General features: G+C 58.1%; 14 protein-coding genes and 1 tRNA gene. 11 read left to right on the top strand and 4 right to left on the bottom strand.

Translation table 11 applies throughout. The annotated features are described in order from the left end of the window. Positions 1–3: 3 nt before the first annotated feature. From uvrC to rmf, 4 genes are all read right to left on the bottom strand, one after another. A complete protein-coding gene (uvrC, locus tag HPT27_RS12700) occupies positions 4–1,821 on the bottom strand; it encodes an excinuclease ABC subunit UvrC (RefSeq protein WP_172245350.1) in 1,818 nt (605 codons plus the stop codon). A gap of 167 nt (positions 1,822–1,988) precedes the next feature. Further along, a complete protein-coding gene (gene uvrY / locus HPT27_RS12695) occupies positions 1,989–2,633 on the bottom strand; it encodes a UvrY/SirA/GacA family response regulator transcription factor (protein WP_172243987.1) in 645 nt (214 codons plus the stop codon). A 308-nt stretch (positions 2,634–2,941) separates the two neighbouring features. Continuing rightward, positions 2,942–3,031 (bottom strand) — tRNA-Ser (locus HPT27_RS12690). Between the two features lie 111 nt (positions 3,032–3,142). Next, positions 3,143–3,316: a ribosome modulation factor gene (gene rmf, locus HPT27_RS12685; protein WP_172243984.1), complete on the bottom strand. Its 174-nt coding sequence runs from the start codon at positions 3,314–3,316 to the stop codon at positions 3,143–3,145. Positions 3,317–3,660: 344 nt separating this feature from the next. Here rmf and HPT27_RS12680 point away from each other — a divergent pair, with 344 nt between their 5' ends. The 11 genes from HPT27_RS12680 to HPT27_RS12630 all read left to right on the top strand — a co-directional run bounded on the left by HPT27_RS12680 (position 3,661) and on the right by HPT27_RS12630 (position 15,633). Then, the gene (locus HPT27_RS12680) at positions 3,661–4,035 is read left to right on the top strand and encodes a MerR family transcriptional regulator (protein WP_172243981.1); all 375 of its coding nucleotides are present in this window, start codon (positions 3,661–3,663) and stop codon (positions 4,033–4,035) included. A gap of 50 nt (positions 4,036–4,085) precedes the next feature. Beyond that, positions 4,086–5,246, top strand: a complete 1,161-nt coding sequence (locus HPT27_RS12675) for an isovaleryl-CoA dehydrogenase (RefSeq protein ID WP_172243978.1) — start codon at positions 4,086–4,088, stop codon at positions 5,244–5,246. Positions 5,247–5,434: 188 nt separating this feature from the next. Continuing rightward, on the top strand, positions 5,435–6,619 hold the full coding sequence (locus HPT27_RS12670) for an acetyl-CoA C-acyltransferase (RefSeq protein ID WP_172243975.1): 1,185 nt from the start codon (positions 5,435–5,437) through the stop codon (positions 6,617–6,619). Between the two features lie 195 nt (positions 6,620–6,814). Beyond that, a complete protein-coding gene (locus tag HPT27_RS12665) occupies positions 6,815–7,948 on the top strand; it encodes an acyl-CoA dehydrogenase (RefSeq protein ID WP_172243972.1) in 1,134 nt (377 codons plus the stop codon). Positions 7,949–7,963: 15 nt separating this feature from the next. After that, complete coding sequence (locus tag HPT27_RS12660) at positions 7,964–8,275, top strand: hypothetical protein (protein ID WP_172243969.1); 312 nt, start codon at positions 7,964–7,966, stop codon at positions 8,273–8,275. A 41-nt stretch (positions 8,276–8,316) separates the two neighbouring features. Next, positions 8,317–9,924 (top strand): carboxyl transferase domain-containing protein, encoded by a 1,608-nt coding sequence (locus HPT27_RS12655; protein WP_172243966.1) that lies wholly within the window; start codon positions 8,317–8,319, stop codon positions 9,922–9,924. 72 nt (positions 9,925–9,996) lie between these two features. Further along, the gene (locus HPT27_RS12650; RefSeq protein ID WP_172243963.1) at positions 9,997–10,809 is read left to right on the top strand and encodes an enoyl-CoA hydratase/isomerase family protein; all 813 of its coding nucleotides are present in this window, start codon (positions 9,997–9,999) and stop codon (positions 10,807–10,809) included. Between the two features lie 94 nt (positions 10,810–10,903). Then, positions 10,904–12,931 carry an acetyl/propionyl/methylcrotonyl-CoA carboxylase subunit alpha gene (locus tag HPT27_RS12645; protein WP_172243960.1) on the top strand — a complete coding sequence of 676 codons (2,028 nt, stop codon included), beginning with the start codon at positions 10,904–10,906 and terminating at the stop codon, positions 12,929–12,931. Between the two features lie 96 nt (positions 12,932–13,027). Beyond that, on the top strand, positions 13,028–13,948 hold the full coding sequence (locus HPT27_RS12640; RefSeq protein ID WP_172243957.1) for a hydroxymethylglutaryl-CoA lyase: 921 nt from the start codon (positions 13,028–13,030) through the stop codon (positions 13,946–13,948). Positions 13,949–14,081: 133 nt separating this feature from the next. Next, entirely contained in the window at positions 14,082–14,786 is a 705-nt protein-coding gene (locus HPT27_RS12635) for a CoA transferase subunit A (RefSeq protein ID WP_172243954.1), read from the top strand. 187 nt (positions 14,787–14,973) lie between these two features. Next, a complete protein-coding gene (locus HPT27_RS12630; protein ID WP_172243951.1) occupies positions 14,974–15,633 on the top strand; it encodes a CoA transferase subunit B in 660 nt (219 codons plus the stop codon). Positions 15,634–15,730: the final 97 nt, after the last annotated feature.

Here is a 15,730-nt window from a genome sequence, read left to right as displayed (position 1 = left end):
TCTTCAGCTGGCATGCAGCGCCGCATGGATGCGCTCGGCCAGCGTGCGGCTGATGCCCGGCACTGCGGCAATGTCATCGACCCCCGCCTTCAACAGTTCCTGCAGGCCACCAAAACGGCGCAACAGCTCACGCCGTCGCTGCGGGCCGACGCCGTCGATGCCCTCCAGCGGCGAGCGGCTGCGCTTCTTGTCACGGCGGGCGCGGTGCCCAGTGATGGCAAAGCGATGCGCCTCATCGCGGATCTGCTGAATGAAATGCAGCAGCATGGCGTCTGGCGGCAGCTGGATTGGCGCGGCCTGACCCGACAGGTGCAGTTCTTCCTGCCCGGCCCGGCGATCCGGCCCTTTGCTGATGCCAACCGCCAGCACATTTTCAATTTGCATTTCTTCGAGGATTTTTTCCGCCTGCGCCAACTGGCCCGGGCCACCGTCGATGAACAAGACGTCAGGCAACTGCCCTTCGCCACGTTTGAGCCGGGCGTAACGACGTGACAGCGCCTGATACATGGCGGCGTAATCATCGCCGCCGGTAATGCCTTCGATATTGAATCGGCGATAATCGCTTTTGCGCGGGCCGTTCAAATCAAACACCACGCAGGAAGCGACCGTCTGCTCGCCCATCGTGTGACTGATGTCGAAGCACTCAAACCGTTGTGGCACCACATCCAGCGCAAACAGTTCGCGCATCTGCTCGCCCCGCTTCTGGCCTTCGGCTTGCTGGGCAAACCGGCTGGCGATGCTGTTCTGGGCATTCTTTTCCGCCATCTGCAGCCAGGCGGCCCGATCACCACGAACGGAGTTGGCGATCCGCAATTTGCGGCCAGCGCGTTGCTCCAGCAGCACGGTCAGCGATTCGCCATCAAATTCGCTGGCGTTGTGAATGATTTCGCGGGGAATATCGCGCTCGGCCAGATAAAACTGGTTCAGGAAGGCGTCGATCAGATCATCGACATCGGCGCCGGCCGGCAAGCTCGGCATCGCACAATGGCTGCCGCTGACCCGGCCATCGCGCACGTACAACACATAGACGCAAGCCAGGCCTTTTTCGATCACGCCGGCGACCACATCGACATCGCCGCTGTCGGCCGAGACTCGCTGCCGGTCCAGCACGCGGCGCAACTGACCAATCTGATCGCGCAGCTGCGCGGCTTTCTCAAATTCTAGCGCGGCGGCCGATTGCTCCATGCGCTGGGCAAGCTCGCTGATCACATCCTGATTACGGCCCTCGTAAAACATCGCCGTCAGGCGGACATCGCGGTCATATTCTTCCGGTGTGACATAGCCCACGCAGGGCGCGGTACAGCGGCCAATCTGATATTGCAGGCAGGGCCGGGTCCGGTTGGCAAAATAACTGTTCTCGCATTGCCGGACCTTGAACAGTTTTTGCAGTAACAACAGGCTTTGTCGGACCGCGCCCGCGCTGGGAAACGGGCCAAAATAGCGGCCTTTTTCCTTGCGCGGGCCACGATGAATCGCCAGCCGCGGATAAGTTTCGCCAGACAGAAAAACATACGGATAGGATTTGTCATCGCGCAACAGGATGTTGAAGTGCGGCTGCAATTCCTGAATCAGGTTGTATTCCAACACCAGCGCTTCGCTTTCCGAATGCGTGATGGTGATGCTGACATCGGCAATCTGGCTGACCAGCACCTCGGTCTTGACGCTGTCGTGTTCGCGACGGAAATAGCTGCTGACCCGTTTCTTGAGGTTCTTGGCCTTGCCGACATAAAGCACCTCGCCTGAGGCCGCCAGCATGCGATAGACGCCGGGCTCGCTGGTGAGCAGTTTCAACAGCTCGCGCAAGCGTTCCGGATCATCCATCAGGATCGGTTTGGGTTGAGTCAGCTCGTCAGCCATGATGTCAGTGTGGGTGGAGTCACAAGTTACGGCTTCCGAAATTTCGGTCTCTGAAAATTCGGTCTGTGAAAACAACACCAGCGCTGAAGAGCGCTGGTGTTGGCTGGCCGTGAGGCAAAATCGGGGAGTCGCTAGCCGGCCTGGGTCTGGACCACGCCATGACGAATGGCCAGGTGGGTCAATTCGACATCGCTGGTGACTTTCAGTTTTTCAAACAGACGATAGCGATAGCTGTTGACGGTTTTTGGTGACAGGCAAAGTTTGTCAGCAATGTCTTGAACCTTGCAGCCCTGCGTAACCATCAGCATCACCTGGGTTTCCCGCTCGGACAGCAACTCGAACGGGCTCTCGGTGTCGTCGGTCACTTGGCGCAACGCCATTTGCTGAGCGACATCCGCCGCAATATAACGACGGCCGCCGGCAACCTGCCGAATCGCCCGCACCATCTCCTGCACATCCGCGCCCTTGGTCAGATAACCGTGCGCGCCAGCCTGCAGGAATTTCGACGGAAATGGTTCGTCACCGTGCACGGTCAAGGCAATAACTTTGGCCTCCGGCACTTGTCGCAAAATGCGCTTGGTCGCTTCCAGACCACCGATGCCGGGCATGTTGGCATCCATCAGCACGACTTGCGGTTTCAGTTCGCGCGCAAGCTTGATGGCATCCTCACCGGTTGCCGCTTCGCCAATGACTTTGATATCGCCCGCGTCTTCCAGCAGACGTTTGACACCGGTCCGCACTAAATCGTGATCGTCTGCGAGCAGCACTTTGATCACAATGATTCTCCCCTGATGCAAATGGACTTCATGAACGGCATGCACCGGCAGAACAACGGGGTCATTTTCGTGCGGAAGACCATCGTGCCGGTCGGGCTACGTTACTGCGCCCGGCGACGAGTGACAAGCACAAGAGATCGCCGTTGACCGGGTACCCCGGTCAACGAAACGAACGGTCATGCAGGGACCGGCCGTTTTATCAGCGATTTGATGAAACTTTGAACGATTTGGGCAGGCACTGATACCGGCGAAATGCTGAGTTGGCAGCAAGCGCTGATAATTAATTTGGAGGTAATACAAAACAAGGGTGGCGGAGAGAGTGGGATTCGAACCCACGGACGACTTACGCCGTCGCCGGTTTTCAAGACCGGTGCATTCAACCGCTCTGCCATCTCTCCGGCGCGGGGCGGCAAGAATACCGGAAGCTTTTGTGCGGATGAAGCGTCAAGACATAAAAAACGCGGCCCGAAGGCCGCGTCAAGGTGACTGGAGATGCAGATTCCTGCCGATCAGAGCAGATTTTCACCACCGAGACTCATTCGTGCCTCGCGCCAACCGCCTATCCAATGCTCGCGGACATCAGTCACGGCGTAGGGACAAGCCTCTCTTGACTTGCCTTCCAAACCTGCCTGATAGCCCCGGGTATGGGCACGGCTCATGCGATCACGCTTTTGTCTCTTCATGATGCTCACCTCAAAGTTCGGCTAGAAAACCGGAAGCGACGCCCGGGCAAAGCCGCCCGCAAGCAGCCGTTTCCTGAATCAACCGTAGTACAGCCGCTAGCTGGCCGCAACGACAAATTGGCTATAAAGAGAAGCTCAGGCATTACTTGAGCTATACATTAAATAACGAACTTATCTATTTGATTTATTTAAATAAAAAATAAGCTGCGCACCTCTCGAAAGCGCTCTCTTTGGCCGGGAATCAAGGACTTATCGAAAAGTCTTTTCTGGTCCGAGCAGCATGGGTTACCTTTACGTTAACGTAAAGCTCGGTTAACCTTTTCGCACCATTTGGGACGGCCTTTATGAACCAGACCTTTTCCATCACCGATCTCGCCCGTGAATTCGATGTCACGCCGCGTTCGCTGCGTCATTACGAGGACGAAGGCCTGCTTTCTCCCGAGCGAGTTGGTCAGCAGCGCATCTATAGCAGCCGGGATCGGGTGCGGGTGGCGTTGATCCTGCGCGGTAAAAGTGTGGGGTTCTCGCTGGCCGAGATCCGCGAAATCATCGATCTCTATGACCTCCCCCATGGTGCCGAGCTGCAGGCGCAGGTGTTGCGCGCCAAGGTGTTGCGCCGGCGCAATCAGCTCCTGCAGCAAAAGGCAGACATCGACCACATGCTGGCCGAACTGGATGCCATCGAAACCCGTATCTCCACCGACGCCGCCAACGGCTGAGAACTAGACTTCAGCCGCCGCGCTTCATCATTTCAGGAGCTTCAGCAAGCATGTACCCCAACCTCAATTTCGCCCTCGGCGACACCGCCGACATGATTCGGGATTCTGTGCGCGCCTTTGCCGAAAAGGAAATCGCTCCCATTGCCAATGACGTCGACCACAAGAATGCCTTCCCGATGCCGCTGTGGCGCAAACTCGGCGAGCTTGGCGTACTCGGCATCACCGTTGAGGACAAATACGGCGGCGCTGGCATGGGCTATCTCGAACACGTCGTTGCGATGGAAGAAATCAGCCGCGCCTCGGCGTCGGTTGGGCTCGCCTACGGCGCGCATTCGAATCTTTGCGTCAACCAGATTCGCAAAAACGGTAACGATGCCCAGCGCGCCAAATACCTGCCAAAACTGATCAGCGGCGAGCATGTCGGTGCGCTTGCCATGTCCGAGCCGGGCGCCGGTTCGGATGTCGTCAGCATGAAGCTGCGCGCTGACAAACGTGGCGACGTTTACGTGCTGAATGGCAACAAGATGTGGATCACCAACGGTCCGCATGCTGATACGCTGGTGGTGTATGCCAAAACCGATCTCAATGCCGGTCCGAAAGGCATCACCGCCTTCATCATCGAAAAAGGCATGAAGGGTTTCAGCACGGCGCAGAAGCTCGACAAACTCGGCATGCGCGGTTCGGATACCTGCGAGCTGGTGTTCGTCGATTGCGAAGTGCCGGAAAGCCAGATCCTTGGCAAGCTCAACGAAGGCGTCAAAGTGCTGATGAGCGGCCTCGATTACGAGCGCGTGGTACTGTCGGCTGGTCCGCTCGGCATCATGCAGGCCTGTATGGATGTCGTCGTCCCCTACATTCACGAACGCAAACAGTTCGGCCAGGCAATCGGTGAGTTCCAGCTGATTCAGGGCAAGGTTGCCGACATGTACACCACGCTGAACGCCTGCCGCGCGTATGTGTACACCGTCGCCAAGGCCTGCGACCGTGGCGAGACCACCCGCAAGGATGCCGCCGGCGTGATTCTGTACGCCGCCGAAAAAGCCACCCAGATGGCGCTCGACGCCATCCAGATCCTCGGCGGCAACGGCTACATCAACGAATACTCGACCGGCCGCCTGCTGCGCGACGCCAAGCTGTACGAGATTGGCGCCGGCACCAGCGAAATCCGTCGTATGTTGATCGGCCGCGAGCTGTTCAAAGAGACGATGTAACGCGTTCCGGCCTATGCCAAAAAAATCAGAACGGCATAACCAGCGCGATAGCTAGCGCAAATCGCGCCAGCGGTGAATCCGGCACAAGTCGGATTCACCGTTCTGCCACGGATGGCGGACAATACTGACCCAGCATTTACCGTGGCCCGATTCCAGTCCGGGCCCATGACCAAAATGGAGCTTTCAGCATGTCGCACGATCCGGTTGTCATTGTTTCCGTAGCCCGCACTGCGATGGGCGGTTTTCAGGGCGCACTGAGCAGCCTCACCGCACCGGAACTCGGTGCGGTGTCGATCAAGGCCGCGGTCGAGCGCGCCGGCCTTAAAGCCGATGATGTGCAGGAAGTGCTCATGGGCTGCGTGCTGCACGCAGGCCTCGGCCAGGCCCCAGCCCGTCAAGCGGCGCTCGGTGCCGGCCTGCCGCAATCGGTGCCCTGCACTACCATTTCGAAAGTCTGCGGTTCGGGCATGAAAGCGCTGATGCTCGCGCATGACTTAATCGCCGTTGGCACAAATGACGTGATGGTTGCCGGTGGTATGGAAAGCATGACCAACGCGCCGTATCTGCTGCCAAAAGCACGCGGCGGCATGCGTCTCGGTCATGGCCAAGTGCTCGACCATATGTTCTTCGACGGCTTGGAAGATGCCTATGAAAAAGGCCGCCTGATGGGCACCTTCGCCGAAGAAACCGCCAAGGCTTACGGTTTCACTCGCCAGCAGCAAGATGAATACGCCATCACCTCGACCGTGCGTGCGCAGAAAGCGATCGCCGACGGCGCATTCGAATGGGAAATCGCGCCGGTTGCTATCGCCAGCAAAGCCGGTGAAGTGCTGGTCAAAATCGACGAGCAGCCGGGCAACGCCAAGATCGACAAGATCCCGACCCTGAAGCCGGCCTTCGCCAAAGACGGTACCGTCACCGCTGCCAACTCGTCGTCGATTTCCGATGGCTCGGCCGCGCTGGTGTTGATGCGTCAGAGCGAAGCGCAAAAGCGCGGCTTGAAACCGCTGGCAAAAATAGTTGGCCACTCGGGGCACGCTCGTCAGCCAGCCCAGTTCACTACCGCCCCGGTTGGCGCGATGCAGGCGCTGTTCGCCAAGACCGGTTGGAGCGACAAAGACGTTGATTTGTACGAAATCAACGAAGCCTTTGCCGTGGTCGCCATGGCCGCAATGAAAGATCTGGGCCTGTCGCATGACAAGGTCAACGTCAACGGCGGCGCTTGCGCGCTGGGCCATCCGATCGGTGCCTCGGGCGCCCGCCTCGTCGTCACGCTGATCGGCGCGCTGCGTCGGCAGAACAAAAAGCGCGGTGTTGCCAGCCTGTGCATCGGTGGCGGCGAAGCCACCGCGATGGCGATCGAGCTTATCTAAATGCTTTCACCTCCGTTCGCCCTACGCTCGCCGGAGGGGGAACGGACGCTCGATGCTACCAACGAGCGCAAGACCCAATGCCCGCCTCTGCGGGCATGGCTGTTTTAAGCGCTGGGCAGAAACTGCGCAGCGATGAACGTCGTCAGTCATCGCCACGGCGATGACATTCAGTTATGAGACTGTCAGGAAGAGATTATGTTGCTGACCGAAGAACAACGCATGATCCGCGACATGGCGCGCGGCTTTGTCCAGGAACGCATCGTTCCGTTTGCCGCCCAATGGGATCGCGACGCACAATTCCCGTACGATGCCATCAAGGGCCTCGGTGAGCTCGGTTTTCTCGGCATGACGGTGCCGGAGCAATGGGGCGGCTCGAATATCGGTTACGTCGCCGCCGCGCTGGTGCTGGAAGAAATTTCGGCTGGCGATGCCGCCACCGGCACCATTGTCAGCGTCACCAACTCGGTCGGCTGCATGCCGATTCTGAATTTCGGCAACGACGCGCAGAAAGAAAAATTCCTGAAGCCGATGGCGCGCGGTGAATATCTCGGTGCGTTCTGCCTGACCGAACCGCATGCTGGTTCCGATGCTTCGGATCTGAAAACCCGCGCCGTGCGTGATGGCGATTTCTATGTGCTGAACGGCAGCAAGCAGTTCATCACCTCCGGCAAGAATGCCGGTGTCGCAATAGTCTTTGCGGTGACCGATCCGACTGCTGGCAAGAAAGGTATCAGCGCCTTCATCGTCCCGACCAATACGCCCGGCTATCAAGTGGCGCGGGTCGAAGAAAAGCTCGGCCAGCACGCCTCCGATACCTGCCAGATCGTGTTCGAGAACTGCCGCATTCCGGCCGCCAACCTGCTCGGCAAGGAAGGCGAAGGTTACAAGATCGCGCTGTCGAACCTCGAAGGCGGTCGTATCGGTATCGCCGCACAGTCGGTCGGCATTGCCCGTGCCGCACTGGAGGCTGGTATCAAATATGCTCAGGAACGTAAGGCGTTCGGCAAGGAACTGATGCAGCATCAGGCCGTCGCCTTCTCGCTCGCCGACGTCGCCACCGAGATCGAAGCCGCCCGCTTGCTCTATATTCAGGCAGCCATGCTGCGCGAAGCCGGCCAGCCCTGCCTCAAGGAAGCATCAATGGCCAAGCTGTTCGCCAGCCAAGCCGCTGAACGCGCCTGCTCGGCGGCGATTCAGGTACACGGCGGCTACGGCTATTTGTCCGACTTCCCGGTCGAGAAGTATTATCGCGATGCCCGCGTCTGCCAGATCTACGAAGGCACCAGCGAAGTGCAGAAGCTGGTGATTGCCCGGGCATTGGTCAATTGATCTCGGAGCTGCGCATTGAATAAGAAAGCATTTATGGAGCTGATGCAGTTTCCCCCACAATGGGAGACTTTGCAGATGTATCCCAATGCACTTTTCGAAGCACAGGTTTCCAGCTACGAGCCCGGTAACGAACTGGGCTCAGAGCATGACCGAAATGGAGCTTTTCATTGGTGGCTGCGGAAGAATCCTGATTCAGATTGTCTATTGAAACTCGTAGCGCTTTCGAAAATCGACCCGGATCAGATAATGGCTGCAGATGTTAGAGACTATATTCGGCAATCAGGACAATGCAATTCTGCCGTCATTCGTGCACTTGATGATTGCTAATTACAGTTGATGAAAAGACACTGAAAACGGAAATATAGAAGATGCCAGTCATTCAATCCCAAACGAACCCGCGCAGTGCGGAATTCAAGGCCAATGCCGAAGCCATGCAGGCGTTGGTTGACGATCTGCGCGCGAAAATGAAAATCATCGCTGACGGCGGTGGTGCCAAGGCCAATGAGAAGCACACCGCTCGCGGCAAACTGTTGCCGCGTGATCGGGTGCGTCAGTTGCTCGATATCGGCTCGCCGTTTCTGGAACTGTCGCAGTTCGCTGCTTGGGATATGTACGGCACATCGATCCCGGCCGCCGGCATCATCTGCGGTATCGGCCGTGTTGCTGGTCGCGAGTGCATGATTGTCTGCAACGATGCCACCGTCAAAGGAGGCACCTATTTCCCGCTGACCGTGAAGAAACATTTGCGTGCGCAGGAAGTGGCCCGCGAAAACCGCCTGCCCTGCATTTATCTGGTCGATTCGGGCGGCGCTAACCTGCCGCAACAGGATGAAGTGTTCCCGGACAAGGAACATTTCGGTCGCATTTTCTTCAACCAAGCCACGATGTCAGCTGATGGCATTCCGCAAATCGCGGTCGTGATGGGCTCATGCACGGCCGGTGGTGCCTATGTACCGGCAATGGCCGATGAATCGATCATCGTGCGCAACCAAGGCACCATCTTCCTCGGCGGCCCGCCGCTGGTTAAGGCTGCGACTGGCGAAGTGGTCAGCGCCGAAGAACTCGGCGGCGCCGACACTCATTGCCGCACGTCTGGCGTCACCGACCATTACGCGCAGAATGACCAACATGCTTTGCAGCTGGCGCGCCAGATCGTCTCCAATCTGAACACCGTCAAGCAAATCCCGCTGGCCGTCAAAGAGCCACGGGCACCGCTGTATACGCCGGACGAAATCTACGGCGTTATCCCGACCGACACCAAGAAGCCGTTCGATATTCGCGAAGTGATTGCCCGTATCGTTGACGGCTCCGAACTCGATGAATTCAAGCCTTTGTACGGAACCACGCTGGTCTGCGGCTTCGCTCACATTTTCGGTTACCCGGTCGGCATCGTCGCCAACAACGGCATCTTGTTTTCGGAGTCGGCACTGAAAGGCGCACACTTTATTGAACTGTGCGCGCAGCGCGGCATTCCGCTGGTGTTCCTGCAGAACATCACCGGTTTCATGGTCGGCAAAAAATACGAGCAAAGCGGTATCGCCAAAAATGGCGCCAAGATGGTGACCGCGGTTGCCTGCGCCAAGGTGCCGAAGTTCACTGTGATCATTGGCGGCTCATTCGGCGCTGGCAATTACGGCATGTGCGGCCGCGCTTACAGCCCGCGCTTCATGTGGATGTGGCCAAATGCCCGCATCTCGGTGATGGGTGGCGAGCAAGCGGCCAACGTGCTGGCGCAGGTCAAACTCGACAACTTCGAGAAAGAAGGCAAAACCTGGCCGGCAGAGGAACAGGAAGCGTTCAAGGCGCCGATCCGCGAACAATATGAAACCCAGGGGCACCCCTACTATGCCAGCGCGCGTTTGTGGGATGACGGCATCATCGACCCTGCGGACACGCGGATGGTGCTTGGTTTGGGCTTGTCAGCGGCGTTGAACGCGCCGATTGAGCCAACCAAGTTCGGCGTGTTCCGCATGTAAGCCGGGTCCGGCCACAGCGAGATTGAGATCGGCAGACGTCAGCCTGCGAAAATAAAAGAAGGAAACAGCGCCATGGAAACCACCACCATTCTGGTCAATAAAGATGATCGCGGCGTCGGCACGATCACGCTGAACCGCGCCGAATTGCACAATGCCTTTGATGATGTCCTGATTCGGGAAATGACCGAAACGCTGCAGGTTTTCGACAAGGATGACAGCGTGCGGCTGGTCGTTGTCCGGTCAACCGGCAAAAGTTTTTCAGCCGGTGCGGATCTGAACTGGATGAAGCGCATGGCCAGCTACTCCTGGCAGCAAAATTATCAGGACTCACTGGGGCTCGCGACGCTGATGCAAACGCTTGCCTCGATGAACAAACCGACATTCGCGGTCGTGCAGGGCTCTGCGTTCGGTGGCGGTGTTGGTCTGGTTGCCTGCTGCGACATCGCACTGGCAGCAGAAACCGCCAGTTTTTGCCTGTCAGAAGTAAAGCTGGGCTTGATTCCGTCAGTGATTTCTCCCTATGTGGTTGCTGCTATCGGTGAGCGTGCAGCGCGTCGCTATTTTGTCACCGCCGAGAAATTCACCGCCGATACCGCATTGCGCCTGGGGCTGGTCCATGATCTTCATGCGGCCGATCAGCTCGATGCCGAAGCTGACAAGCTGATTGCCGCGCTGCTGGCCAATGGTCCGCGTGCGGTTCAGGAAGCCAAGCGTTTGATTGAGCGCGTGGCCAACAAGCCGATTGATGAAGAGCTGGTCCGCTCCACCGCGCAAAAAATTGCTGACATGCGGGCATCTGCAGAAGGGCGTGAAGGCGTTACGGCGTTTCTGGAAAAGCGGCCGCCGAACTGGAACGTCAAGGACAGCACTGAGCTGGACAGCTGATCAAACCTGACACCTGACCGAGCTTGATAGTTGAAGCGCTCCTGCCATTGAGCAGGATCATGAGTTAGCGATCCGACTGGGATACACAGATAGCATGTTCGAGAAAATCCTGATTGCCAACCGCGGCGAAATCGCCTGTCGCGTTATCCGCACCGCCCACCGGCTTGGCATTCGTTGCGTTGCCGTTTACTCCGATGCTGACGCCAATGCCATGCATGTCGTGATGGCGGATGAGGCGTATCACATCGGCGCCGCACCGGCGCGCGAAAGCTACCTGCTCGCCGACAAGATTATCGAAGTCGCCAAGAAGAGTGGCGCCCAAGCCGTGCACCCGGGTTACGGTTTCCTGTCCGAGAATGCCGATTTCGCCGAGAAGTGCGCGCAGGCTGGTATCGAATTCATTGGTCCGCCGGCTTCGGCCATTCGCGCCATGGGCTCGAAAGCAGGTGCCAAGGAAATCATGGGCCCGGCCGGCGTGCCGTTGGTCAAAAGCTATCACGGTGCCGATCAGGCCGTGGCAACGCTGCAGAAAGCGGCCGATGAGATCGGCTATCCGGTCTTGATCAAAGCGACCGCGGGCGGTGGTGGCAAGGGCATGCGGATGGTGTTCAACGCTGGTGAGTTCGCCGAGAACCTCAGCTCCTGCCAACGTGAAGCAAAATCGTCTTTCGGTGACGAGCGCGTGCTGGTTGAGAAATACCTGACCAAGCCGCGTCACGTCGAGATTCAAGTTTTTGCCGACAAGCTCGGCAACGCCGTATACCTGTTTGAGCGCGATTGCTCGGTGCAGCGCCGGCACCAGAAAGTCATCGAAGAAGCACCGGCACCGCAGATGAAGCCGGAGATCCGCAAAGCCATGGGCGAAGCAGCGGTGCGTGCCGCCAAGGCCGTCGGTTATGTCGGCGCTGGCACTTGCGAATTCCTGTATGACGAAGACGGTTCGTTCTATTTCATGGAAATGAATACCCGTCTGCAGGTTGAGCATCCGGTCACCGAGATGATCACCGGCCAGGATCTGGTCGAGTGGCAGCTTCGTGTTGCCAATGGTGAGCCGCTACCGAAAAAGCAGGACGAGCTGCGCATCAATGGCCATGCGTTCGAGGCCCGCATTTACGCCGAAGATCCGGACAACGATTTCCTGCCATCGATCGGCAAGCTCGTGCATTTGCGGCAGCCGGAACCGAATGCCAATGTCCGCATTGATACCGGTGTCCGCGAAGGCGACAGCGTCAGCATGTATTACGATCCAATGATCGCCAAGCTGATCGTCTGGGATGAAAGCCGCGAACGCGCCCTCGCCCGCCTGCGTGGCGCGCTGGCCGAATATGAAATCGTTGGCTTGACTCATAACATCAAATTCCTGCACGCGCTCGGCTCGCATCCGGAGTTTATTGCCGGCAACGTCGATACCGGCTTTATCAAACGTCACAACGATGTGCTGTTCCCGGCCGCACCGGAACTGACGGCGGAAGAGCTGGCGATAGCGGCGCTGCATCTGATCGCCGAACAGCTTCGCCACGCCGAACAGGTTGCGGTGCATCATGCTGACCGGCATTCACCGTGGAATCAGGTGTCGGGCTGGCGCTTGAATGAAGATAACCATCACGCGCTGGTTTTCCTGGAATCAGAAAATGGCCCGGAGCACAAAGTCATTGCCCAGTTCCGCAACGACGGCTTTGCCGTTTCGGTCAATGGGCAAACGCTGAGCGCATCGGTTACGGCCCTGCCCGACCATCTGTTGGCGGTAACGATTGACGGCAAGAAACAGCAGGTCCGTGTGGTTCAACAAGGAACTCAACAACAGACGCAGCAAGGCAAGCAACTGACGCTGATCGGCCACGGCTGGAGCCGCAAGCTCTGGCTGAAGTCAGTCGATGCCAATGCTGACGCCGCTGGTGGCGTGCCGGCACTTACCGCGCCAATGCCGGGCACCATCATTGCCGTCAACGTCAAAAAAGGCGATAAGGTTGCACGTGGCCAAGCACTGCTTGTGCTGGAAGCAATGAAGATGGAACACACCATCCGTGCCCCGGCCGAGGGCGAGATCGCCGATGTGCTGTACGCGCAGGGTGATCTGGTGGCTGATGGTGCCGAGTTGGTGCGCTTCGCGCGCAAGGAATAATGTTCCTGTAGGAGCGAGCTAGCTCGCGATTAGCTGACATCGCTCAGTGCGCCAGAATCGCGAGTAAGCTGCACTCCTACAGCAGAGGACTACAGCATGGCATTGCCAAAATTCGTCAAAATCGTTGATGTCGGCCCGCGTGATGGCCTGCAAAACGAAAAGATCATCGTCCCGACCGAGATCAAGGTTGAGTTGATCAACCGCTTGGCTGATACCGGTCTGTCGGTAGTCGAAGCCACCAGTTTTGTGTCGCCGAAGTGGGTGCCGCAGATGGCGGACGCCGCCGAGGTCATGGCGCGTATCAACCGCAAGCCCGGCGTGTCATATCCGGTGCTGACGCCGAACCTGAAAGGTTTTGAAGCGGCGCTGGCTGCCGGCGCGCAAGAGGTGGCGGTGTTCGGTGCGGCCTCGGAAAGCTTCTCGCAGAAAAACATCAACTGCTCGATCGCCGAAAGTCTGGAACGGTTCGAACCGGTGATGGCGGCAGCAAAAGCCGCCAATATCAAAGTGCGTGGCTACGTTTCTTGTGTGCTGGGCTGCCCTTACGAAGGCGACATCAAACCCGAAGCGGTCGCCTGGGTCGCCGACAAACTGTTCCAGATGGGCTGCTACGAAGTGTCGCTCGGCGACACTATTGGCGCCGGCACCCCGGTCAAGGCCAAGCGCATGGTCGAAGCCGTTGCCAAGCAGGTGCCCATCGACAAAATCGCCGCGCATTTCCACGACACTTATGCGCAAGCACTGGGCAACCTTTACGCCGTTTTGGAAATGGGCATCGCCACGGTCGACAGCTCGACTTCCGGTCTGGGCGGCTGCCCGTATGCCGCCGGCGCCAGCGGCAACGTCGCGACCGAGGATGTGGTGTATTTGCTCAATGGTCTCGGCATCGAACATGGCATCAATCTCGACAAGCTGATCGATGCCGGTGCCTTTATCAGCGCTGCGCTGGGCCGTGAGCCGAGTTCGAAAGTGGCGTTGGCGACGTTGAAGAAGCGGGCGAAAGCGAACGCGAGCTGATTTGATTCCCCTCCTTGCCAAGAAGGGGAGTAAAACTTTCGCATTACTGCCTAACGGCTACACAGCAATTACAATGGCGCGCTGCCCTGCCCGCTTTGGGCACAGCGCAAGACGTTCAGTTGAGAGGAAGGCAATGGCTGGCTTCGACAAGGTAGTACATTCCTACGATGAGGCGCTCGCCGGGTTCAAGGACGGCATGACCGTGATGGTCGGCGGTTTTGGTCTGTGCGGGATTCCGGAAGGTCTGATCAAGAAAGTTTATGAGCTCGGCAACAAGGGCCTGACCGTGATCTCGAACAACGCCGGCGTCGACGGTTTTGGTTTGGGTCTGTGGCTGGAAAAACGCCAGATCAAAACCATGATCGCCTCCTACGTTGGCGAGAACGCGCTGTTCGAAAAGCTGCTGCTGTCCGGCGAGATGGAAGTGATCCTGACCCCGCAAGGCACGCTGGCAGAAAAATGCCGCGCTGGTGGTGCGGGTATCCCCGCCTTCTACACCGCCACCGGTTACGGCACCAAAGTCGCCGAGGGCAAACCGACCGCGAATTTCGATGGCCGCGATTACGTGCTCGAGCGCTCGCTGACCTCGGACTTTTCACTGGTCAAAGCCTGGAAAGCCGATCGCTTCGGCAACCTGGTGTTCCGCAAGACCGCGATGAACTTCAACCCGATGATGGCGACTGCCGGTCGTGTCACTGTTGCCGAAGTCGAAGAGATCGTCGAACCGGGCGAACTGGACCCGCAATACATCCACACGCCGGGCATTTATGTGCACCGTGTGATCAAGGGTACCCATTTCGAGAAGCGCATCGAACAGCGCACCGTGCGCAAGGCATAGTTTGTCTCCCCTCTCCCATTGGGAGAGGGTTAGGGTGAGGGGCTCGCCGCGCGCCATATTGTTTGCAGAATGCGCAATGGAAAACGCCGCCTCACATTGAAAATGTATTGAGCCGGATCTCTGCTAGCAGATCCCCTCACCCCGCCCTCTCCCGGAGGGAGAGGAATAAGACTTCAGGAGTTGGATAATGGCTCTGAATCGTGATCAAATCGCCATGCGCGTTGCCAAAGAGCTGCGCGATGGCTACTACGTCAACCTCGGTATCGGCATTCCGACCCTGGTCGCCAACTACGTGCCGAAAGGCATGCAGGTGATGCTGCAATCGGAAAACGGTCTGCTCGGCATGGGCCCGTTCCCGACGGACGAAGAAGTCGACGCCGACCTAATCAACGCCGGCAAGCAAACCGTTACCACCGCTACCGGCGCGGCGTTTTTCTCCTCCGCTGAAAGTTTCGCGATGATCCGCGGTGGCCACGTCGACCTGACCGTGCTTGGCGCCTTTGAAGTGGACGTCAATGGCAATATCGCGTCGTGGATGGTGCCGGGCAAGTTGGTCAAAGGCATGGGCGGCGCCATGGATCTGGTTGCCGGCGCCCAGAATATTGTCGTGACCATGACCCACGCCGACAAATCCGGCGCCTCGAAATTGCTGAAGCAATGCTCGCTGCCGCTGACCGGTGTCAAATGCATCAAGAAGCTGGTCACCGATTTGGCAGTGGTCGAAATTCGCGATGGCAAGTTCCATCTGCTGGAGCGGGCACCCGGTGTTTCCGTCGAGGAAATCCAGGCCAAGACCGAAGGTGAGTTGGTGATTCCTGCCCATGTCCCGGAAATGACGTTCGACTAAGTTCTTCACCGCCGCATCAGAAGACCGCCGATTGGCGGTCTTTTTTTTACGCCATTTTTACACGTATTTCCGGATACTGCTGGGGCGCCACCTGAGA

Origin of the sequence: Permianibacter fluminis, from assembly GCF_013179735.1 — a bacterium.
Taxonomy (GTDB): Bacteria; Pseudomonadota; Gammaproteobacteria; order Enterobacterales; family Permianibacteraceae; genus Permianibacter; species Permianibacter fluminis.
The sequence above is the reverse complement of the archived record's forward strand: the minus strand, read 5'-3'. Positions and strand labels throughout refer to the sequence as shown.